At 65.2% G+C, this 21,564-nt stretch carries 14 protein-coding genes; 7 read left to right on the top strand and 7 right to left on the bottom strand.

Annotated features, from left to right (window positions below; genetic code table 11):
- Positions 1 to 58: 58 nt before the first annotated feature.
- The 4 genes from EC86_RS0104800 to EC86_RS0104785 form a co-directional block, all read right to left on the bottom strand.
- A complete protein-coding gene (locus tag EC86_RS0104800) occupies positions 59 to 865 on the bottom strand; it encodes an enoyl-CoA hydratase/isomerase family protein (protein WP_051675724.1) in 807 nt (268 codons plus the stop codon).
- Positions 862 to 2,097 (bottom strand): CaiB/BaiF CoA transferase family protein, encoded by a 1,236-nt coding sequence (locus tag EC86_RS0104795; protein WP_029524547.1) that lies wholly within the window; start codon positions 2,095 to 2,097, stop codon positions 862 to 864. The genes EC86_RS0104800 and EC86_RS0104795 overlap by 4 nt, the downstream gene beginning before the upstream one ends.
- Positions 2,094 to 3,071, bottom strand: coding sequence for a Bug family tripartite tricarboxylate transporter substrate binding protein (locus tag EC86_RS0104790; RefSeq protein ID WP_029524546.1), 978 nt, complete (start codon positions 3,069 to 3,071; stop codon positions 2,094 to 2,096). Before EC86_RS0104790 ends, EC86_RS0104795 begins: the two co-directional genes overlap by 4 nt.
- 95 nt (positions 3,072 to 3,166) lie before the next feature.
- The gene (locus EC86_RS0104785) at positions 3,167 to 4,387 is read right to left on the bottom strand and encodes a pyridoxal-phosphate-dependent aminotransferase family protein (protein ID WP_029524545.1); all 1,221 of its coding nucleotides are present in this window, start codon (positions 4,385 to 4,387) and stop codon (positions 3,167 to 3,169) included.
- Between the two features lie 127 nt (positions 4,388 to 4,514).
- Here EC86_RS0104785 and EC86_RS0104780 point away from each other — a divergent pair, with 127 nt between their 5' ends.
- The 5 genes from EC86_RS0104780 to EC86_RS0104760 all read left to right on the top strand — a co-directional run bounded on the left by EC86_RS0104780 (position 4,515) and on the right by EC86_RS0104760 (position 12,372).
- The gene (locus EC86_RS0104780; protein WP_029524544.1) at positions 4,515 to 5,210 is read left to right on the top strand and encodes a GntR family transcriptional regulator; all 696 of its coding nucleotides are present in this window, start codon (positions 4,515 to 4,517) and stop codon (positions 5,208 to 5,210) included.
- Between the two features lie 15 nt (positions 5,211 to 5,225).
- Positions 5,226 to 8,300, top strand: a complete 3,075-nt coding sequence (locus EC86_RS0104775; RefSeq protein WP_029524543.1) for an FAD-binding and (Fe-S)-binding domain-containing protein — start codon at positions 5,226 to 5,228, stop codon at positions 8,298 to 8,300.
- Positions 8,301 to 8,393: 93 nt separating this feature from the next.
- Positions 8,394 to 9,332 carry a 1-phosphofructokinase family hexose kinase gene (locus EC86_RS0104770; protein WP_029524542.1) on the top strand — a complete coding sequence of 313 codons (939 nt, stop codon included), beginning with the start codon at positions 8,394 to 8,396 and terminating at the stop codon, positions 9,330 to 9,332.
- 197 nt (positions 9,333 to 9,529) lie between these two features.
- A complete protein-coding gene (gene ppsA, locus EC86_RS0104765; RefSeq protein ID WP_029524541.1) occupies positions 9,530 to 11,995 on the top strand; it encodes a phosphoenolpyruvate synthase in 2,466 nt (821 codons plus the stop codon).
- On the top strand, positions 11,992 to 12,372 hold the full coding sequence (locus EC86_RS0104760; RefSeq protein ID WP_029524540.1) for a CBS domain-containing protein: 381 nt from the start codon (positions 11,992 to 11,994) through the stop codon (positions 12,370 to 12,372). Before ppsA ends, EC86_RS0104760 begins: the two co-directional genes overlap by 4 nt.
- A gap of 135 nt (positions 12,373 to 12,507) precedes the next feature.
- Here EC86_RS0104760 and EC86_RS26920 read toward each other — a convergent pair whose 3' ends face one another.
- The 3 genes from EC86_RS26920 to EC86_RS0104745 form a co-directional block, all read right to left on the bottom strand.
- On the bottom strand, positions 12,508 to 14,187 hold the full coding sequence (locus tag EC86_RS26920) for a caspase family protein (protein ID WP_051675723.1): 1,680 nt from the start codon (positions 14,185 to 14,187) through the stop codon (positions 12,508 to 12,510).
- Between the two features lie 26 nt (positions 14,188 to 14,213).
- Positions 14,214 to 17,366 carry a hypothetical protein gene (locus EC86_RS0104750; protein WP_156955215.1) on the bottom strand — a complete coding sequence of 1,051 codons (3,153 nt, stop codon included), beginning with the start codon at positions 17,364 to 17,366 and terminating at the stop codon, positions 14,214 to 14,216.
- Between the two features lie 86 nt (positions 17,367 to 17,452).
- Positions 17,453 to 19,981 (bottom strand): hypothetical protein, encoded by a 2,529-nt coding sequence (locus tag EC86_RS0104745; protein WP_029524537.1) that lies wholly within the window; start codon positions 19,979 to 19,981, stop codon positions 17,453 to 17,455.
- A 539-nt stretch (positions 19,982 to 20,520) separates the two neighbouring features.
- Here EC86_RS0104745 and EC86_RS0104740 point away from each other — a divergent pair.
- The gene (locus EC86_RS0104740) at positions 20,521 to 20,961 is read left to right on the top strand and encodes a universal stress protein (protein ID WP_029524536.1); all 441 of its coding nucleotides are present in this window, start codon (positions 20,521 to 20,523) and stop codon (positions 20,959 to 20,961) included.
- Between the two features lie 10 nt (positions 20,962 to 20,971).
- Positions 20,972 to 21,268: a DUF4389 domain-containing protein gene (locus EC86_RS0104735; protein WP_029524535.1), complete on the top strand. Its 297-nt coding sequence runs from the start codon at positions 20,972 to 20,974 to the stop codon at positions 21,266 to 21,268.
- Positions 21,269 to 21,564: the final 296 nt, after the last annotated feature.

Below are 21,564 nucleotides of genomic sequence, written 5' to 3'. Positions count from 1 at the left end.
ACTGAACTGTAGGACGGGCGCACCCCCTGCCGTCCGTTTAAAGCAGCAGTGTGGCCTGTCAGCCCCCTACTGTCTGGAAAGTTGGCGTGGGGTTGACAAGCCAGACCGGCTTGCGCTTGCCGACGAAGGCCGCCACGCCTTCGCGAAAGTCATCGCTGCCGTAGCAGCGGCGGATCAAATCCTCGTCGGCCGGCAGGTTCTGGCTGACTAGCCGGCGCAGCCCTTCCTTGGTCACGCCTTGCGTCACCGGCGCCAGCGAGGCCAGGCGTTCGCACAGCGCCGCCAGCGCGGCATCGATCTCGTCCGCCTCGCAGACCTGCAGCAGGAAACCGCAATCCAGCGCTTCGTCGGCCACCAGCACCTCGGCCAGCATCAGCATGCGCTTGACGCGCGGAATGCCGAACACGGCGCCCAGCCGCGCCAGGTTGGCCACCGACAGGCAATTGCCCAGCGTCCGCGCAATCGGCACGCCGAAGCGCGATGCCGGCGTGGCGATGCGGAAATCGCAGGCCGTGGCAATCGCCAGGCCGCCGCCAATCGCCCAGCCCTCGACCACGGCCACGGTGGGCATGGGCAGCATTTCCAGCTTCTGGATGCACTGGTCGATCTGCTGCTCATAGGCCACGCCGTCCTCGCCTGAGTTAAACGCCGTGAACTGCTCAATGTCGGTGCCGGCCACGAACGCCTCGCCGCCCGCGCCGCGAAACGTGGCCACGCGCACCGACGCATCGGCCTGCAACTGGTCGCAGATCTGGCCGAGCCGCTCGTACATCGCCCAGGTCATGGCATTGCGCGCCTGCGGGCGGTCAAACGTGACCGACGCCACGGCGCCCTGGATCGCCAGGTGAACCTTGCCGCCGCTCATGCCGCGAACGCGCCTTGCGCTTGCATTTCGTCCAACTCGCCAGCGCTGATACCCAGTTCAACCAGCACTTCGGCGTTGTGCTCGCCCAGCAGCGGCGGGTGCCGGCGCACCTGCTGCGGCGTGCCCGAGAGCTTGACCGCAAAGCCGATGTTGGGCACGGTGCCTTCGATGGGATGGTCGATTTCCATGCGCATCTGGCGCACCTTGGCATGCTCGCTGCCGAAAGCTTCCGGGTAGCTCAGGATGGGGCCGGCCGGAATGCCGGCCGCCAGCAGCGTATCGACCCAGTAGTCCTTTGGCTGCAGGCGGAAGGTGCGCTCCAGCTCTTCCTCCAGCGCGGCGCGGTTGGCCAGCCGCAGCGAAATGGTGGAAAAGCGCGCATCTTCGGCCAGTTCGGGCCGGTGGATCAGCGCGCACAGCTTGAGCCAGAGTTTCTGGTTGTTCGCGCCCATCACGAAATAGCCGTCGGCGCTGGCCATCGCCTGGTAAGGCGCAGTCATCTTGTTCGACGTGCCCAGCGGTTCGGGCTCCTTGCCCGTGCCCCAGTAGTCGCAAACGTCCCAGACCGAAAAAGCCATGGCCGAGTCGAACAGCGACGCATCGATGTACTGGCCCTGCCCCGTGGCCTTGGCGCCGATATAGGCCGACAGCGTGCCGTAGACCGCGAACAGCGCGCAGCCAATGTCGGCCACCGGCACGCCGGCCTTGACCGGCGGGCCGCCCGGGTAGCCGGTCACGCTCATCACGCCCGACATGGCCTGCGCCATCAGGTCGAACCCCGGCCGGTCGGCCCACGGGCCGGTCTGGCCGAAGCCGGAAATGCTGGTGTAGACCAGGCGGGGGTTGATCTCTTTCAGCACCTCATAGCCCAGCCCCAGCCGTGTCATCGCGCCGGGGCGGTAGTTTTCAATGAGGATGTCGGCGTCCTTCGCCATGCGCAGCAGCAGTTCGCGCCCCGCATCGGTCTTGAGGTTCAGCGCGACGCTGCGCTTGTTGCGGTTCATGTTCAAAAAGCCCATGGAATCGGGCCCTTTCATCTTGAAGCCCATCGCGCCGCGCGTCTGGTCGCCGCTGCCGGGCGGCTCGATCTTGATGACATCGGCGCCCAGGTCGGCCAGCAGCATGCAGGCATACGGGCCGGCCATAACCTGGCTGATGTCCAGCACGCGGACGCCGGCCAGCGGCAAGGGGCGTTTTTCGGTGCTGGCCTGGGAAGACTCGTCGGAATTCATGCGTCGCCCTTCACATTCGCGTCTTTCACGACCTTGGCCCATTTCTTCGACTCGACCTTGATGAAGTCGCCGAACTTTTCCCTCGAACCGCCGCCATCCTCGGCGCCGTACTGCTCGAACTTCTCCGCCACGTCGGGCATCAGGAGCACCTTGTTGATGTCTTCGTTCATGCGCTGGGCCAGCACCGATGGCAGCTTGCCGGGGCCGACCAGGCCGTACCAGGTGGTGGCCTCGAAACCCGGAAAACCCGATTCGTCCATGGTCGGCACGTTCGGATGGCCCTTGGCGCGCTTCTGGCGGGTCTGCGCCACGGCAATCGCCTTGCCGCTTTTCACATGCGGCGTGGCGGCGGTCATGGTGTCGAAGCTGTAGTGGATCTGGCCGCCGATCAGGTCGGTCAGCATCGGGCCGGAGCCCTTGTACGGCACATGGATGGCGTCGATCTTCGCGGCCAGCTTGAACATTTCCAGCGCCAGGTGCTGCGCCGAGCCGTTGCCGGCCGACCCGAAGCTGATCTTGCCCGGGTTCTTGCGGCACAGCTCGACCACGTCCTTGACGGTGCGCGCCGTTTGCTGCTCGTTGCAGATCAGCAGGTTGGGCGTGACGCCGACCAGCACCACCGGCGTGAAGTCGTTCTCGACGCTGTAGGTCATCTTCGGCGTCAGCGCCGGGGCGATGGCGTGGCTGTTGATGTGCGCCATCAGCAGCGTGGTGCCGTCGCTAGGCTGCCGGGCCACGTACTCGGCGGCAATCATGCCGGCGGCGCCGGCCTTGTTTTCAACGATCACCGTGGTGTTCCACATGGATGACAGCTTTTGCGCAATCACCCGCGCCAGGATGTCGGTGCCGCCGCCCGGCGCAAAGCCGACGACGATGCGGATCGGCTGTGTCGGCAAGGCCTGCGCCCACAGCATCGGGGCGGCTAGTGTGGCGGCTGCGGCGCCGGTGGCGCGGATGAAGGTTCTGCGATGCATGGTGTTGTCTCCTGGTTTAGTGATGAAATAGGCCGTTTGCGCACGGCTCTTGTGCACTGACAGCTATTTAATGAATAGCACTTAAAATTTTTGCTTCAAGCTGCCCTGCGCTCCAGCACCACGGCCGCATGGCTTGAAAAAAAGTCCATCGCGGCCTGCACGCCCGAGCCGGCCAGCTTCACGCCCGCCAGCTTCAGGCCCATCTCGCTACCGCCCAGCGCGGCGATCAGCGTCAGGTCGTTGCAGTCGCCCAGGTGGCCGATGCGGAACATCTTGCCCTTGACCTTGCCCAGCCCGGTGCCCAGCGAGCAGTCGAAACGCTCGTAGATGATCTTGCGCACCGCGTCGGCGTCAATGCCGTCGGGCACCATCACCCCGGTCAGCACCGGCGAATACACGGCCGCGTCAAGGCACTGGATCTGCAGGCCCCAGGCCCGGACGGCGGCGCGAACGCCTTCGCCCCAGCGCTGGTGGCGGGCGAACACGGCCTCCAGCCCATGGGCCAGCAGCATGTCGCAGGCTTCGCTCAGCGCGTACAGCAAGTTGGTGTTGGGCGTGGAGGGCCAGTAGCCGGTCTTGTTCATTTCAATGATTTCGTCCCAGGCCCAGAAGGACTTGGGCAGCGTGGCGGTCTTGCTCGCCTGCAGCGCTTTGCTTGACACGGCATTGAAGCTGATGCCGGGCGGCAGCATCAGTCCTTTTTGCGAGCCGCTGATGGTCACGTCCACGCCCCATTCGTCATGCCGGTAGTCGGCCGAGGCCAGGCCCGAAATCGTGTCCACCAGCAGCAGCGCCGGATGTTTCGCGGCATCCATCGCCTTGCGCACGGCCGCGATGTTGCTGGTCACGCCGGTCGAGGTTTCGTTGTGGACCACGCAGACCGCCTTGATGGCATGCCCGGTGTCGGCCTTGAGCCGCGCCTCGATCTGACCTGCATCCACGCCGTGGCGCCACACTTCGGCACCTGGGTGGCGCATGACCTCGGTTTTCAGCCCGAGCCGGTCGGCCAGCTTTTGCCACAAAGCGGCGAAATGGCCGGTCTCGTACATCAGCACCTGGTCGCCGGGGCTCAGGGTGTTGACGAGCGCCGCTTCCCACGCGCCCGTGCCCGAGGCCGGGTAGATGATGACCGGCTGGCGGGTCTGGAAGATTTTCTTCACATCGGCCAGCACCTTCAGGCCGAGCGCGGCGAATTCCGGCCCGCGGTGGTCGATGGTCGGCAGGCTCATGGCCCGCAGGATGCGGTCCGGCACCGGCGACGGCCCGGGAATCTGCAGGAAATGCCGGCCGGTGGGATGAAAGTCAAGTGTCAACATGTCGCGTTCGCTCCTGAAGTAAGCCGCCATTTTTTGCATACAAAATTCATTTGTCAACAAAAAACAATGAAACTTAGGGTTAACAATGGGTTTGACAGTACCAAGTTTTGCATACAAAATTTAGCCCATGACCGCTGAAATCATTCCCATCCCCCGAGCCGCCCTGCATGAGCAGGTCGCGCACCGCCTGCGCCAGATGCTGGTCGAAAACCGCATTGCGCCCGGCGCCAAGCTCAATGAGCGCGAACTGAGCGAAGTCCTCAATGTCTCGCGCACGCCGCTGCGCGAGGCCATCAAGATGCTGGCCGCCGAAGGACTGGTCGAGCTGCTGCCCAACCGGGGCGCGATTGCGGTCGAGCTGAGCGAAGCCGATGTGCTCAACACCTTCGAGGTCATGGCCGGGCTGGAAGCGCAGTCGGGCGAACTGGCGGCGCAGCGCATCACCGATGCCGAGTTGAACGAGATCAAGGCCATGCACTTTGAAATGCTGGCCGCCTACACGCGCCGCGACCTGCCGGCGTATTACCGGCTGAACTCGGCGATCCACCGCGCCATCAACGCGGCCGCCAGGAACCCGGTGCTGGCCGCCACCTACCAGCAGGTCAACGCTCGCCTGCAAGCGCTGCGCTTTCGCTCCAACCAGAACGAGGAAAAGTGGCGCGAAGCCGTCAAGGAGCATGAGCAGATGGTGGCCGCGCTCAGCGCGCGCGACCCGGCCGCGATGCGCGCCGTCATGTCCGAGCACCTGGCGCACAAGCTGGACACCGTGATCCAGCAGCTGCGCGCTGCCGGCGACGCCAGCCGCCCCCCTTCAAAAGCCTGAAAAAAAGCCTGAACCATGAATGCACCCCTCCCGCTCAAGATCGCCCGGCAAGCCGCAGCCCACGCCTATGACGACGTGGCACGCTCAAGCAACGAAGTCGCCGGCCGGCTGGCCGCCCGGCTGGCGGCCGAAACGCAAGGCGAAGTACTGTTCTCCGGCGCCGACCGGGGCCGCTACGCGACCGATGCCTCCATCTACCAGGTCATGCCGGTCGGCGTGTTCGTGCCGCGAACGGCCGCCGACGTCAAGACCGCGCTGGATATCTCTATAGACCTGCAGGTGCCCATCGTGGCGCGCGGCGGTGGCACCAGCCAGTGCGGCCAGACCGTGGGCGCGGGACTGGTCATTGACTATTCCAAGCATGTGCGCAGCATCCTGAATGTCGATGCCGAGGCGCGCACCGCCGAGGTCGAACCCGGCATCGTGCTCGACCACCTCAACGCCGCGCTCAAGCCCCACGGCCTGTGGTATCCGGTCGACGTGTCCACCAGCGCGCAGGCCACGCTGGGCGGCATGGCCGGCAACAACTCGTGCGGCAGCCGCTCAATCGCCTACGGCAACATGGTGCACAACGTGCTGGGCGCGACCGCCTGGCGCTCCGACGGCAGCCTGCTGGAACTGGGCCGCTACGACCTGGCCGGCGGTGCGGCGCGCCAGCTGGGCGACTACGTCAAGGCGCTGTCCGACGCGCTGCGTCCCGAACTGCAGGCGCACTGGCCCAAGGTGCTGCGCCGGGTGGCGGGCTACAACCTTGACATCTTCAACAACCAGAACGAAAAGCCGTACACCACCGACGGCTCGGTCAACCTGTCGCACCTGCTGATCGGCAGCGAAGGCACGCTGGGGCTGACCAAATCGCTCAAGCTGCGCCTGTCGGAACTGCCGCGCACCAAGGTGCTGGGTGTGGTGAACTTTCCGACCTTCTTCCAGGCGATGGACTCGGCCCAGCACATTGTCAGGCTCGGCGACGGCACGCTGACGGCGGTCGAGCTGGTGGACCGCACCATGATCGAGCTGTCGATGCAGAACCCGGCCTTCGCGCCCACGGTGCGCACCGCGCTGATCGGCCGGCCCGATGCGATCTTGCTGGTCGAGTTCTCGGGCAATTCCAAGGCTGAACTCACGCCCAAGATCAGGCAGCTGGTCGAGCTGATGGGCGAACTCGGCCTGCCCGGTTCGGTGGTCGAGATGATCGACGATGCGCCGCAGAAAAACCTGTGGGAGGTGCGCAAGGCCGGCCTGAACATCATGATGAGCCTCAAGGGCGACGGCAAGCCGGTCAGCTTCATCGAGGACTGCGCCGTGCCGCTGGTACACCTGGCCGAATACACCGACGCGCTGACCAACGTGTTCCGCAAATACGGCAGCAAGGGCACCTGGTACGCGCATGCGTCGGTCGGCACGCTGCATGTTCGGCCCATCCTGGACATGCGCCGCGAAGGCGCGGCCAAGATGCGCGCGATTGCCGAGGAAGCCTCTGAACTGGTGCGCCACTACAAGGGCGCCTACAGCGGCGAGCATGGCGACGGCCTGTGCCGGGGCGAGTGGATCGGCTGGCAGTTTGGCCCGAAGATCAACGACGCATTTGCTCAGATCAAGAATTACATGGACCCGCTGAACCTGCTCAGCCCGGGCCGCATCGTCAACCCGCCGAAGATGGACGACACCCGGCTGATGCGTTTTCCGCCCAGCTACCGGGTCATTCCGATCCAGACCGCGCTCGACTGGAGCGCCTGGAATGTGCAGAACGACCCGGTGACCGAGCAGACCAGCGCGCCGGGCACCGGCGGCGACCCGGCGCAGGGCTTCGCCAAGGCGGTGGAAATGTGCAACAACAACGGCACCTGCCGCAAGTTCGATCTAGGTGTCATGTGCCCGAGCTACCGCGTCACGCGCGACGAAAAGCACCTGACGCGCGGCCGTGCCAACACGCTGCGGCTGGCCTTGTCCGGCCAGCTGGAAGGCATCAAGGCTGAAGACGCCTTCACCAGCGACGCGGTGAAGGACGCGCTGGAGCTGTGCGTCGGCTGCAAGGGCTGCAAGCGCGACTGCCCGACCGGCGTGGACATGGCCAAGATGAAGATCGAGTTTTTGCACCACTACAAGGTCAAGCACGGCTACACGCTCAAAGACAAGCTGGTCGCCCACCTGCCCGACTACGCCCCCTGGGCCAGCCGGCTGGCGCCGCTGCTCAACCTGCGCGACCGCATTCCCGGCCTGGCCGCGCTGAGCGAAAAAATGATGGGCCTGTCGGCCAAACGCACGTTGCCGCAGTGGAAGACCGCTACCTTCTTTAACTCGGCGGCTAGCAGCGCCAGCCGCGAGCAAGTGCTGGCGTCCAGCCAGCCCGTGGTGCTGTTTGTCGATACCTTCAACGGCTACTTCGAGTCCGGCAACGCCGTTTCAGCATTAAAAGTGCTGCAAGCGGCCGGCTACACGGTGCATGTAGCTACCAAAACCGTAGCAGACGGCAAAAGCCTGTGCTGCGGCCGAACTTTCCTGGCCAGCGGCATGGTGGACAAGGCCAGGGCCAAGGCCGGCGAACTGGTTGCCGCCCTGCTTCCGTTTGCCGAAAAAGGCATCCCCATCGTCGGACTGGAGCCGTCGTGCCTGCTGACGATGCGCGATGAAATGCTGGTCATGGGCCTGGGCGAAGCGGCGCAAACCATTGGCGGGCAGGCGCTATTGCTGGAGGAATTCCTGGCCAGGGAAGCGGCTGCCGGAAAACTCGAAGCACTCAAGGCCAAGCTCATGCCCGTCAGCCAGCCCATCCTGCTGCACGGCCACTGCCACCAGAAGGCCTTTGGCGCGGTCAGCCCCATTCTCGACGTGCTCAAACTGATCCCAGGCGCAAAACCCGAGCTGGTCGAATCGAGCTGCTGCGGCATGGCGGGCAGTTTCGGCTACGAGGCCAGCCATTACGAGGTGTCGATGCAGATGGCCGAACTCAGCCTGCTGCCCGCCGTGCGCCAGCAGCCGGGCGCCATCGTGGTGGCCGACGGCACCAGCTGCCGCCACCAGATCAGGGACGGCGCGCAGGTTGACGCGGTGCATGTGGCGGTGTTGCTGGCGCGGCAGTTGCAAGCCTGAGCTGAAGCAATCAAGCAACACGCGGCGACAAAAACGTCGCGACGCGCTGCCGCCAGGCCTTACGATGCCTGCAAACAAGCCTCAACTTCAGCCATGCCTGACATCCTCACCGTCACCATGAACCCCGCCCTGGACGTGTCCACCTCGACTGAAAAAGTCCTGGACACGCACAAGCTGCGCTGCACGGCCGCCATCCTGCACCCCGGCGGTGGCGGCATCAACGTGGCGCGCGTGCTGCACCGGCTCGGCGGCGACTGCCTGGCGCTGTACCCGGCGGGCGGCGCGAACGGCCAGCGGCTGCAGCAGCTCATCGACCAGGAGCAGGTGCGCAGCTATTCCATCGCGATTGCCGGCGAGACGCGCGAAAGCTTTTCGGTGCATGAACAGTCCAGCGGACGCGACTTTCGCTTTGTGCTGCCCGGCCCTGAACTGGCGCCTGGCGAATGGCAGGCTTGTTTGCGCCATGTCGCCGACCTGCCGAAGCCACCGGCTTATCTGGTGGCCAGCGGCAGCCTGCCGCCCGGCGTGCCGGCCGACTTTCATGCGCGGCTGGCCCGGCTGGCGCGCGAACGCGGCAGCCGGCTGGTGCTCGACAGTTCGGGGCCGCCGCTGGCTGCGGCGCTGGCCGAAGGCGTGTACCTGGTCAAGCCCAGCCTGCGCGAACTGCGCGAGCTGACCGGCCATCCCCTCGATACCGAGCAGGACTGGCACGCGGCGGCGCGGCAGATCATCCGGGCCGGCCAGGCGCAGGTGGTGGCGCTGTCGCTGGGTGAGGACGGCGCCTTGCTGGTCACGGCGGAGCAGGCGCTGCGCGCGCGCAGCCTGCCGGTCAGGGTCGCCAGCTCGATTGGCGCGGGCGACAGCTTTGTCGGCGGCCTGCTCTGGGCTTTGAGCCGGCGCGAAGAGCTGGAGCATGCCTTTCGCCATGGCATGGCCGCCGGTGCGGCGGCCCTGCTCGCCCCGGGAACCGCGCTGTGCCAGGCGGCGGATGTGGAACGGCTGCACCGCGAAGTCGCCGTCCACCCGGTCTGATTCCACCGCCTGCATTGCCGATGCTGTCAGGCGTTTTCAGGCCAATTGATCTAGCGCAAGCCACCAGCGTAATGCGGCGGCTACCGTAGTGGCGACAAGAGGTGACCCGGATCAAAAAGGTTGGACAGGCGCGTACCTGAACGCGCCGTGATTCCATGGGCAAGCCCTGTGTTCCCTGTCAAGCCGGAGACAACAACATGACGACACCCTTCATCCGCTGGTTTTCAGACATCGGCATCGCCGATGTTGCGCAGGTCGGCGGCAAGAATGCCTCGCTGGGCGAAATGGTCCGCGAACTCGGCGCGCAGGGCGTGCGGGTGCCCAACGGCTTTGCCGTCACCGCCGGCGCTTACCGCCACCTGCTCGACCAGTCCCATGCCTGGGGCGCCCTGCACGAGGCGCTTGACGGCCTGGACGTGAAGGATGTCGATGACCTGGCCAGGCGTGCCCGCCGTGCGCGGGAAATCATCCACGGCACGCCGCTGCCGGCCGGCATGGTCGCGCAAATCAACGAAGCCTATGCACGCCTGCGCGCCGAATACGGCGAACAGGTGACGCTGGCGGTGCGCAGCTCGGCCACCGCCGAAGACCTGCCGACCGCCAGCTTTGCCGGCCAGCACGAGACTTTTCTGAACGTCTCGGGTGAAGCCCGGCTGCTCGAAGCCATCCGCCAGTGCTTTGCCAGCCTGTTCATGGACCGCGCCATTGCCTACCGGGTGGACCACGGCATCGACCATTTCAAGGTCTACCAGTCGGTCGGCGTGATGAAGATGGTGCGCTCCGACCTGGCCGCCAGCGGCGTGACCTTTTCGCTCGACACCGAAACCGGCTTTCGCGACGTGGTGTTCATCACCGGCGCCTACGGCCTGGGCGAAAACGTGGTGCAGGGAACGGTCGATCCGGACGAGTTCTATGTCTTCAAGCCCACGCTCGCCCAGGGCCACCGGGCCGTGCTGCGGCGCAAGCTCGGCGCCAAGCAGATCCGCATGGTCTATGCGCAGGCGGCAGGCCGCGAAACCACGCGCAACATGCCGACGCCGCCGGAAAACCAGGCGCGCTTTTGCATCACCGACGACGAGGTGCTCGAACTCGCCGATGCCGCCATCAAGATCGAGGCGCACTACAGCCGCAAGGCCGGGCAACCGACACCAATGGATGTCGAATGGGCCAAGGACGGCCTGGACGGCAAGCTCTACATCGTCCAGGCGCGTCCCGAAACCGTGGCGTCGCGAAAGCCGCTGGGCCAGGTCGATGAATACCGCCTGGGCGACAAGGGCCAGCCCGTCGTCAGCGGCCGCGCCGTGGGCGGCAAGATCGTCAGCGGCCGGGCGCGCGTCATCAGCGAGGTGTCCGAACTGAATCAGTTCCAGCCCGGCGAGGTGCTGGTGGCCGACACCACCATGCCGGACTGGGGAACGGTGATGAAGATCGCCGCCGCCGTGGTGACCAACCGGGGCGGGCGCACCTGCCACGCGGCCATCGTCGCGCGCGAGATGGGCATTCCTGCGGTGGTCGGCTGCGACCATGCCACCACGGCGATCAGGACCGGCGACGAGATCACCGTGTCCTGCGCCGAAGGCAGCGCCGGCCATGTGTACGCCGGCCGGATTCCCTTCACCGTCACCAGCACCGACGTGGCCGGCATGGCGCGTCCGCAAACGCATCTGATGGTCAACCTGGCGAACCCCGACATGGCCTTCCAGACCGCGCTGCTGCCGAACGACGGCGTCGGCCTGGCGCGCATGGAGTTCATCATTGCCGAGCACATCCATGCGCATCCGATGGCGCTGGTGCATCCCGAGAAGGTCGAAGACGCTTTGGCGCGCGCTGAAATCGCCCGGCTCACGCACCTGTACGCCACGCCGGCCGAGTATTTCGTGCGCCAGCTGGCCGAAGGCGTTGGCACCATCGCGGCGGCTTTCTACCCCAAGCCGGTGATCGTGCGCATGTCGGACTTCAAGACCAATGAATACGCCAGTTTGCTGGGCGGGCGCGGTTTCGAGCCGGTCGAGGCGAATCCGATGATCGGCTTTCGCGGCGCCTCGCGCTATGCGCACCCGGCCTATGCTGAGGGTTTTGCGCTGGAATGCGCGGCGATGAAACGCGTGCGCGACGACATGGGCTTGAGCAACGTGAAGCTGATGATTCCGTTTTGCCGCCGCATCGACGAAGGCGAGCGCGTGCTCCAGGCCATGACCGGGCACGGCCTGGGGCGTGGCATAAACGGACTGGAAATCTACGTCATGTGCGAGATTCCGAACAACGTGATCCAGATCGATGCGTTTGCGCAGCTGTTCGACGGCTTTTCGATTGGCTCGAACGACCTGACGCAGCTGGTGCTTGGTGTGGACCGGGATTCGGAGATCGTCGCCTTTGACTTTGACGAGCGCGACCCGGGCGTGAAGATGGTGCTGCGCCAGACCATCGAGGGCGCGCGGCGCAACCACCGGCATGTGGGCATCTGCGGCCAGGCGCCGTCGGACTATCCCGAAATGGCGGCCTACCTGGTCGAACTTGGCATCGACGCGATGAGCGTCACGCCCGACACGCTGCTGAAAACCACGCGCGACGTGCTGGCGGTCGAAGCGCGGATGGGACGCGCGCCGCGCGGCGAGGCCGCAGCCGCGTCAACCCCTTCTTTTTCGCAAGGGAGAGCGTCATGAACGATCAAAGCATTGCGTCACTAATGCGCCATGAGGTGCATCCGGTCGGCGCCGATGACACCATCGCGTCGGTCGAGCAACAGATGCTGGCCCGTGGCTTGAGCTGGGCGCCGGTGATGGACGGAGACGGCGCGACGCTGGGCGTCCTCAGCAGCCTGGACCTGCTGCGCTTTCATGCCGATGGCAAGGACGCCGGCAAGGTCTGCGCGTGGCAGATCTGCACCTACAAGCCGATTTCGGTGTCGCCGGATGCCAGCGTGGCCGAAGTGGCCAGGTTGATGGTCGAAGCCGGCATCCACCACGTCGTGGTCCAGGACGGCGGCGGCATCAAGGGTGTCGTGTCGTCCATGGACTTTGTCCGGACCTTCATGGACTAGCAGGCAGAACCGCTACCTTTTTAATAGCTGCCTGCGCCCGCTGGTCCTGCGCAAGAAGGCAATTTGATGCATATTTTTGGGCTTTGGGTGGGTTCTTCTTTGGTTTGGGGGTGAGCGCCTTCCCTGTCAATAGCCTCACTTGCCCGACTGCGCGAACGCTTCCATGTCGAACTCACGCGACAGCGCAAAGCTCGGCGCATTCTGGCCTGAACTGTTGGGCGTGGTGCAGCCATGCCCGACCCATTGCGTGGGCGACTCGGTCCACCACATGCGGTAGTAGAGCCGGCCGTTCGTGGCGTTGTCGCGTAGCCGGCTCCACACTTCAGCGGGCAGCGTGTAGCCCGCCGGGTACAGCGCCGACGACTGGAAGGGCGAGACTTTCCACGAGCCGTAGAAATTGTTGTCGTTGCGCTGCGCGCTGTACTGGTCGGTGAAGTACCAGCTGTTGGTGGACACCTCGACCGCGTAATAGCGGCCAGCCCCCGGGTTGACCTGGAAGCGCGGCGCCGCGCCGTTGGCCGGGAAGGCGGTGGGCGCAGTGATGGCGGGCGTGTCGCCTCCGCCGCTGCCGGGCTGGCTTTGCGTCGTCAGAGTCAAGCTCGGCGCAGCCTGCGCATTGCTGTCGGTTGTCGTAACGCGGTAATTCACCCAGGCGGTCGGACTGGAAGTACACCAGAGCCGGTAGTAAAGCCGTGAAGCGCCCTGGCGCAGGCGATTCCAGGCGTCCAGCGGCACGGTGAACGAGCTGTCCTGGCGGAACGGGCTGACCTTCCACGAGGCGTAGAAATTGTTGTCGTTGCGCTGCCCGCCATTGGCCGTGCTGTTGAACAGCCCGGCCTCGGTGGCGACTTCCACCGCGAAGTACTGCCCCGACGGCACCGACACCGCAAAGGTGACGGGCGTGGCGCCGTTGGCAAAGGAAGACGGCGCCGAGATCGACAGGCCGCCGCTGCCCGTGCCGCCGCCCGCGCTGCCGGTTCCAATCGTGAACGGCTTTTCCGCATCGAAGGCTGGATTGCTCACGCCCGAGCGGAATAAATTGGGCGTCTGGTCCGACGGCATGCGGGCCACGATGGCCGAATGGAACTGGGCATAGCTGCCGCTGAAAGCCCCGCCGTTCCAGACCTCCTTCAGGCGCTGGGTGAACAGGCCGTTGGCGTCGCCGTCGGACGACAGCTGGTTGTCCTGGCAGCCCGAAATCAGCGTCACGCTGGCATTGACCGACGCGCGGTGCGTCCACTGGCTGACCTCGTAGTTGCTTTTGTTGGCCAGGTAGTTGGCATGGACGGCGGCCGGATCGGCGGCGCGAACGCGGGGCGGCGCATTCACCGGGCGGCCGTACTGGGCGGCGAATTCGGCGCTCTTGAACTTTTTCTGAAAGCTCATGACGCGCGCCACCGTTCCGCTGTGGCAGCTGTCGGACAGCAGGAAGATGCGCACGCCGGCGGCAAAGCTGGACCACAGGCCGTTCAGTTCATCGTCGAGCAGCTGGCGGTCCCAGAGCACCCAGGTTTCATCCTTTCCGTCGGGCTCGTCGCCGGTCACGTCGTTAATCTGCGAGCCGTGCCCGGAGTAGCTCACCAGGCAGATGTCGCCCGCCGCCAGCTGGCGAGCCGCCTGGCCGATGACGCGCGTCACTTCCGAAGCGGTGGCCTGCGCGTCGGTCAGCATCGTCGCGGTGTAGCCGAGCTGGGTGGCGATCTGGTTCATGTCTCGGGCGTCGTTGATGCAGCCCGCCAGCGCCCCGTCCCATCCGTTGTAGGCGGCCGGGTTGACAAAATTCAGCCCGATATTGACAGCGATTCCTTTTGCCATTTGAGCGCTCCTTGGGTTGTCTTCGGTTAGACGGAAATCATGTCCGCCGTCAGGGTGACGATGTTGCTGCGGACCTGCATGTCCCAGGCCTGCCATGGCACCAGTTCCGCAGGCTTGCCGGGAAAGACCTTGGTCACCTGGAACTCGACGATGCGCGCCGCTAGGTAAGTCGTCAGCGGCAGCAGAAAATTGACCGCGCCGCGACGGCTGTCCATGCCGACCCGGTAAACGCCCGGCACGCCCTGCAGCCGGGCGTCGAGGTCGAGCCGGGTCAGGCCGTGGTTTTCGTAATTGACCATGTCGAGGAACACGACGTTGCATTCAATCTCCTCGATCATGGCGCGGACTTCTTCAAAGCTCGGGTTGCCGTCGGTGAGCAGCACAGCATCGGCATAAGCCGCCGTGTAGCCGGCGGGCGCGGCAATGTCTATCGAGGCGCCAGGCGCCAGCGTCGCCTCCACCGCGATACGAACCGGCTCGGCCGGCCCGTTGAACAAATAAACATCATTCACCGCCACAGAGCCTTCAACCCGGTTGGTCAATTGCAGCTGATCGCCCTTGGGCAGCAAAGCGATGGCGCCGTGCATCCATGGCCCGGTGATCCGCCCCAGTTGCACCGACAGCGCCGACGTGACCACGCTGCCGTCTTCCAGCACAAAGCGGGCAGCGCCGCTCAAGCCGGTGTTCTGGATCACGGTTTTCAGCAGCAAGGCGCTGCTCAGGTCGGTGGACAGCGCCGTGTGCAGGCATTCGGGCGTGGCCGAGGTGACGGCTTCGATGGGCGGCGTCGAGGTCAGATTCCAGCTGAATTCGGTGCGCTGGGCCAGCATGTTCGGAAGTTCGAGTACCGGGCTGGCGGCCTCCGCCAAGAGCCGGCGGCGCAGGTCTTCCACCTCGTAGGGCGAGAGCGACGGGCCGAGCATGGCCTCGAAGCGGATGCGGTTGTTGGCCGGCTGGTCGGCGTCCAGCGCCGCATAGACGATCAGCGCCGGGCGGTATTCGCGCTCCGGCGTGCCGGGCGCGTAGCGGGTGATCTCGTAGCGCAGCGGCACTAGAAGAAAACGGCCGGGCTGCCTGAGGTTGCGAAACACGCGGTAATTCGGCCGGTTCAGCGCGGCCACTTCCTGGTAGGCCAGCGACGAGGCCTGGCCCAGGCGAAAGGCTTCGGCGCAGCCAATCGACACCGTGGCCGCCGCCTGCTTTTCGCGGTAGAAAGCGCCCAGTTCGGCGCACGAGAAAAACGCGTCAAGCGACTGCTGACGGATGGTGGTGCGCTGGACGTATTGAAACTTCGACGGCAGGGCAATGGCGGCGGTCGAGCTGGTGATGCGCCCGGCCAGCGTGAGGCTGGCGAGATGGGGTTTGGTCGCCTGAAGCGCACCGGGCCGCATGACAAACTCGCGCCCGCCCGTGGCCACCACAATGCTGTCGGCATCGGCCCGCGATTTGGCCACCAGCACCGCGCTGGAAATCTTGCCGCCCAGCACCAGCTGCGTCCGGTCCAGCACCGGCGCATAGCCGGAAAACTGGAAAGCCGCCTCCAGCCGCGCAGGCTCGCTCTGAAAGCCGGCCGTGGACAGCGAACCATAGGCGGTGCGGGCGGCGTCGTTCATCAGTTCGACCGTGACCTGCAGCCGATTGCCCGAACGCACCACGGCGCCCCGGCAGCTGGCCCTTTTGAGCACGCCGGAGGCGTCGTCTATATAAGGAACGCTCAGCGTGACCGAGGGCTCGACGGGCTCGATCATGCGGGCCGTGAAAGAAGGGTTGGCCGCCAGCGCGGCGCTGGTGGCCGCCGAAGGGGACAGCTCCAGCGTGAAGCGCAGGCTGGCGCGAATGGCCGGCCGGCCCGATGCGCTGGTGCCGATGCGTTCGAATTCAAACAGAAACGGGCTGCCGTCCGGTGCCTCGCTGGCCGCAGGCCGCACCAGGGTGATGGCCGGCAGGTACCAGCGCAGGTTCGGGTTATTCCTGTCGCTCAGCAGCGGGGCATTGAGATCGCCCAGGACGGGAAGCGACACGGCGACCAGGTCGGGACGAACGAAAACCGCCTCGGGCAGCAGGAAGTGCGCCACCTGCGCCACGGCCGGGGTTGAAACCGTCCCGGTGCCGGCAACCGGCTCCTGGATGCGGATGGCCTGGGTGGAGATGAGATGCGACGTGGCCAAGGGCTGCTGCGAAGGCTTCAAGGTGGCGGCCACGGTCTGGATCCGGCTGCCCGCGAGCATCGCGCCCATGCCGACCGCGCCCCGGCTGGCGCGCGAACTGCTGCGCGTCAAGGTTTCGAGCGCAGGGCCGCCCTGCAGGTTGCCCGACGGGCCGACCACGCTGATGCAGGCCGCCCGGTCGGCGGGGCTCAAGGCATTGCCCAGCACGGCCTGAAGCGGGCAAGAGACATCGATGAAGCGCAGGCGCCCTTCTTCTTCTTCTTCTTCCAGGCAGCTGGAACCGGGTGCCGGACGGCGGCCCAACTGGGCGCCCTCCAGGCTGGGCACCAGCAGGCTGTCGCAGGCCCGGCGAAAGGCGGGAAACAGCTCGGGCGCGAGCCGCAACTGATCGAAAACCTGCTGAAAGGCGTTTTCCGCCAGCGTACCCTCCAGCGCCACCGCCTTGAGCCGGTCCCACAGCTCGGCGGGCGACACGCCTTGCGCAAAGGTGAAGGCCGGCGCGGCGGCGCGGTATTCGACATGGGCCTTCAGCTCCAGCAGGCCGTGTACGTCATTGAGCGCATCGAGCACCGCCAGGGTTTGCTCGCGGTTGAGCGGCGTGTGCAGCGCGCCGCGCAGCAGCGGCGCGCTCAGGCTGGCCGTGGCAAAGGCCGGCTGTCCGGCGCAATGCAGCGACATGCGCGCCTGGCGCGCAAAGACCGGCTGCGCCTGCGCGGACTCGGCGCTGGCCGCTGGCAGCCGGTAGCTCAGCTCCATGCCGAGGTAGCTTGAAATGAGCAGCGGGCGGATCGAGTCATCACCGGCACCAGGGGCGCGCGACAACAGCAGCACCAGCGAGAACATCGGCGAGGTCTTGCCCGCCACCAGTTGCGGAACTTCCAGAATGCCGTGGTGCCGGGGATTGCCGCGCGCGCCATCCGGGGGCCGGACCGGCTCGGCTGGCCGCTGCATCGCCGGCTCGGCCACAGGCCTTTGCAGCGGCGAAGGGCTGAGGGTTGAGGGCATTGTCATAGACCACCCCGCTTGGGTAATTCATCCGATACGGCCGGGCAGACGCCTGGTTTGAAGGCGCCTGCCCGGCGCCGCCTGGGAACCGCTCAGGTATTGACCCAGCCTTCAGGGTCCTGGCTTTCGCCGCTGGACACCGTCTGGCGCGAGTTGGCCTTGCCTTTGGCGCCCCTGGCCGATTCATAGCCGTCGTCTTGCCTGAAGCCTTCCACCGCGTCGGAATCGGCGCTGACCCGGTAGCCGCTGACTTCGCCAAAAGATGGCCGTTCGCGCGGTGCCTGCGGCTCGGTGGGTGGCGACGGCGGCTGAACAGCCACCGGCGTCGCCACGGGAGGCTGCTCCACCGGCGTGACGCCGGGAGGCGGTGGCGGCTGGCCCGTGCCGCCAACAGCATCCGGCGGTGCCGGCGGCGTTGCGGTGCCCGCGCCGGTTCCGCCTGCGCCGGCATCGAGCCCGTCGGCGGCGCGCACCACCACGTCCGAGAACATTTCACGCTGCGTGAGTGCCCGCTTGGTCACGCCGGGGTCATCGGCCATCGGCACGTTGATCATGATCGCGCCGTTGCCGATGGCGTTTTCCCACGGCCCGGTCCACGCCTGGCCCTTGGCGGTCAGCGTGCCGCGCACCGTGACATTGACGCGGTACTGGTAGTCGGTCTTGAAGTCGGCCTGGCCGGTGTAGATGCGCCAGAAACGCGGCTCCAGCTGGTCGGACGACAGGAACCTGAACCGCGTGACCTTGTCGGCCCGGTTCTTGCCGTCGGTGCGCTGGCCCTTGGCGCGCATTTCCACCTCGACGATCTCGGCGGTGGACTGCAGTTCGACGCTGAGCGCAATCGGCCCGACGTCCAGCGTTCCGGCCGAATCGGCGCGGGCTTCCATGATGTTGTCGTTGGACAGCGTGCCATTGGCGCCGGGGTCCAGGTCGATCACGTTTTGCTCGACATCGATGTGAAAGAACGGAAATTCGCTTTCGGTCGGTGGCTCCAGCAGGTGGATCTTGCGCTTCATGTAGGTGGCGTCAGGCTCCCACGCGGCGGGCGGATTCGACACCTCGCCCTTGCGCCACTGGATCCACACCGGGCGAAAGGTCAGGTCGGGCGAATCGCTCTTCTGGAAGGTGGCGGGCTTCCAGCCAATCGCGCCGCCCGAGTCCGGGTAGCCGACCTGCGCCGAGATGAAGGCCACCGGCTCGCCGGCCCAGTTGCGCGCCTTGTCGGGCCAGTTGACCACCGGCTTGACGATGCGGAACAGCTTGCGGTTCATCTGGCCCAGCACCAGGCGCTGGAAGTACTTGCCCTCGGCCTTGGGATCGTTCTTGATCTCGTTGTAGAAGCCTTCGAGCGAGCTGGAAATGGTATGCGGCTGGTTGTAGCGGAAGTAGCGCGTTTCCTCGTACTTCAGGTCGAGCTGGGTCTCGTCGCGCCGGAACTTCAGCGCCAGGCCGGCGTTGTAGCCGAACAGCGAGCCGAACAGGCCGCCGCCCGAGGTGGATGCCTGCGCAGGTTCGACCTGCGGTGGGGGCGGGTCGAAAATCACCTTCTTGGCCTGCTCGGTGAACTGCGTGACGATCAGGTCGATGCGCTGGTTGATCATCTTCTCCATTTCCTGCGCGCCCGGCATGGTGCCGTCGATATCGACCTCGACCTTGATGTCGCCGTTGACCCGCAGCTTGTTGAACTCGGCCTTGATGTCGGCGGAGAACCACAGGTAGCGGGCGTTCACATGGGCAGAAAAGTGCGTGAAGATGCGCTCCCAGCTGCCGACGATCTTCACCCGCATCAGCTGCGACCACATCGGCATGATCAGGTTTTGCGTCACGAACAGCGGGCTGTAGGTGCCGTGAAAGCCGGCCCAGACGATCTCGCTGGGAATCGGGCCGATCACGCCGCCATAGGCGTTCTCGCCGCCGGTGATGGAGCCCGGGCCGCTGCCCTGGATGCGCCAGGCCCAGGCGTCAAGCTGCGCGCCACGGAAATTGCGGCCGTGCGGCACGGGTGCCCAAGGCGAACGCGTACCGAGCTGCATGAAGTCGCGGCTGCGCGGCCCTTCGGGCGCGCCGGGTTCGCCGCCACCGCCGCCAGGCGTGGGGTTGGTCACGCCGCCGCCGCCTCCACCGCCGGCATTGGCGCCAATGCCGGGCGTGGCGCCCGACGAATCCGGCGCCAGGCTGGAAATCGCGGTCTGGTTGGAGGTGATGGGGGCAATGCGGATTTGCGGGGCGACGCGCGTGCGCAGCCCCCAGTATTTGTCGTTGCGGCCGCTGAAACGCTCCAGAATCTGCGTTTCAGCCTGTTTCAGCACACTGGGCGGAAAGCGCGAGGTGGTGGTCAGCGACAGCACGCCACCCGAGGTTTCGCCCTTGTCGATGCCGGCGATGCTTTCGTCGAACACGCCGACAAAATGGATGTGCCGGAACTTGAAGTCGTTGTTGGCGGCATTGCGCGCCAGCCGGACTTTTTCCGGAATGTAGTAGAAAACAGGGGGTTTGCGCTCACGCTGCAAGGCATCGTTGTTGCGATCCGGCAGGAAAAGCAGCGTATGCCCCTCTCCCGCTTCGTCCTGAATGACAAACTCTTCGAAGCCACCGGCAAAAACCGGCCCTACAGGATCGGACATATTAGGTCTCCTCTGGTTGGGTTCAGGGCTTCCAGGTATTGGACGTCCTGCCATCACGAAGGAAGTTTTCAATCGAGCCGTTCATTCGCGATGTGCGAATTTATACGCTTGCCCCCGCCAGACCTCAACTCGCTGCAAGCCAGCAAAGTTACAACTGACGCGCTTGCTGAATAATCTGGCTTGATCAAACAGGCGCTTTCAGCAGGCAGGGTAATAGTCCAGATTTGTAAATTTTTATATAAAACAACAAAGACGGCTCGACAGGAAAATCACCCGCCCGAGGGCGCCAGAGCCAAGCTCAAGCGGAAACGCCTGTTGCAATCTGCAGCAAAACAGTGTTGTTTGCGAAACGCGGAACCGCCATAACAGCCCCGGATGCCAAGCTGGAACCGGCCGGATGGCGTTAACCCTTGCAAACCGGGGGTACTTGACCTGACCGGGCGGCTGTGACATGGTGAACAAGAGCGTTTTGGATTTCTGAACTTTCAGAACTTTCTTCAAACACCAGCCATTTTTAAAACCAAGGAAAGAAACCAAACATGTTCAAGCACATCCTCCTGGCCACCGACGGCTCCGCAGCTTCCGAGCACGCCGCACAGATCGCCGTGGATATGGCCCGCACCCACGGCGCCCGGCTGACCTCGCTTTATGTGGTCGATCCCTATCCCTACCTGGGCATTGGTGAATCCAATCCGCTGGGTTTCCAGTCCTATATGTCCGCAGCCCATGAACACGCCACGCAGGCGCATGCCAAGGTCGCCGACCTGTGCGGCCAGGGCAGCGCGCCGGTGGCGCTGGCCACCCGCATCTCGGAGGACCTGACCGCGTCCGAGGGCATTGTGACGACCGCCAGGGACGAAGGCGCCGACCTGATCGTCATGGGTTCGCACGGCCGCACCGGCCTGGCGCGGCTGGTGGTCGGCAGCGTGACTGCCAAGGTGCTGGCGGCCGCATTGATCCCCGTGCTGATCACGCGCTAGGAGGCCGCCCATGACCGACGACATGCGCGCACTCCCGCCGCCGCCCCGCAAGCTGTGGGTGCGGGCGCTGCTGATGATCCTGCTGGCGGCGGCGTTCCAGCTGGCGGCCTCGGTGCTGCTGTTTCTTTGCGTGCTGCAACTGGTGCTGGCCGCCGCCACCAGCGCGCCCAACCCGAGGCTGCAGCAGCTGGGCCGCAGCCTGGGCCGCTACCTGTTGCAAATCGCCGAGTTTGAAAGCTTTGGCAGCGAAGAACTGCCCTTCCCGTTCAGCCCCTGGCCAGCGGGCAACGGTCAGATCAATCTATAGCCATAGCGCGAAATCTCCCCGGCCGTCCCTCACGGCGCACAAGGCGCCTGACCGTCTTTCGCTACTGAATTAATAGCTTCCCACGCACGACACGCCTGCGCCAGAGGCATATTTCATGCTGAAATTTCTGCTTTCTGGTTAAAAACGAATCAGCAATGCGCTCTGGCGGCCTGCATGCTGTCCGGGCCACTGTTCGTCTTGCCCTCCAATCGATGCACTGGAAGCGTGCAAAAAATACAGCATCGCACCATATTGGCGCAAATAATTCATTTTAAAAAATTATTGAATCAAATAAT

The sequence above is a fragment of the Polaromonas glacialis genome (genome assembly GCF_000709345.1).
Classification (GTDB): Bacteria; Pseudomonadota; Gammaproteobacteria; order Burkholderiales; family Burkholderiaceae_C; genus Polaromonas; species Polaromonas glacialis.
The sequence above is the reverse complement of the archived record's forward strand: the minus strand, read 5'-3'. Positions and strand labels throughout refer to the sequence as shown.

Bases quoted from the DNA above. Each gene is read 5' to 3' on its own strand.
- EC86_RS0104800 (WP_051675724.1), bottom strand. From the start codon at position 865: ATGAGCGGCGGCAAGGTTCACCTGGCGATCCAGGGCGCCGTGGCGTCG.
- EC86_RS0104795 (WP_029524547.1), bottom strand. From the start codon at position 2,097: ATGAATTCCGACGAGTCTTCCCAGGCCAGCACCGAAAAACGCCCCTTG.
- EC86_RS0104790 (WP_029524546.1), bottom strand. From the start codon at position 3,071: ATGCATCGCAGAACCTTCATCCGCGCCACCGGCGCCGCAGCCGCCACA.
- EC86_RS0104785 (WP_029524545.1), bottom strand. From the start codon at position 4,387: ATGTTGACACTTGACTTTCATCCCACCGGCCGGCATTTCCTGCAGATT.
- EC86_RS0104780 (WP_029524544.1), top strand. From the start codon at position 4,515: ATGACCGCTGAAATCATTCCCATCCCCCGAGCCGCCCTGCATGAGCAG.
- EC86_RS0104775 (WP_029524543.1), top strand. From the start codon at position 5,226: ATGAATGCACCCCTCCCGCTCAAGATCGCCCGGCAAGCCGCAGCCCAC.
- EC86_RS0104770 (WP_029524542.1), top strand. From the start codon at position 8,394: ATGCCTGACATCCTCACCGTCACCATGAACCCCGCCCTGGACGTGTCC.
- ppsA (WP_029524541.1), top strand. From the start codon at position 9,530: ATGACGACACCCTTCATCCGCTGGTTTTCAGACATCGGCATCGCCGAT.
- EC86_RS0104760 (WP_029524540.1), top strand. From the start codon at position 11,992: ATGAACGATCAAAGCATTGCGTCACTAATGCGCCATGAGGTGCATCCG.
- EC86_RS26920 (WP_051675723.1), bottom strand. From the start codon at position 14,187: ATGGCAAAAGGAATCGCTGTCAATATCGGGCTGAATTTTGTCAACCCG.
- EC86_RS0104750 (WP_156955215.1), bottom strand. From the start codon at position 17,366: ATGACAATGCCCTCAACCCTCAGCCCTTCGCCGCTGCAAAGGCCTGTG.
- EC86_RS0104745 (WP_029524537.1), bottom strand. From the start codon at position 19,981: ATGTCCGATCCTGTAGGGCCGGTTTTTGCCGGTGGCTTCGAAGAGTTT.
- EC86_RS0104740 (WP_029524536.1), top strand. From the start codon at position 20,521: ATGTTCAAGCACATCCTCCTGGCCACCGACGGCTCCGCAGCTTCCGAG.
- EC86_RS0104735 (WP_029524535.1), top strand. From the start codon at position 20,972: ATGACCGACGACATGCGCGCACTCCCGCCGCCGCCCCGCAAGCTGTGG.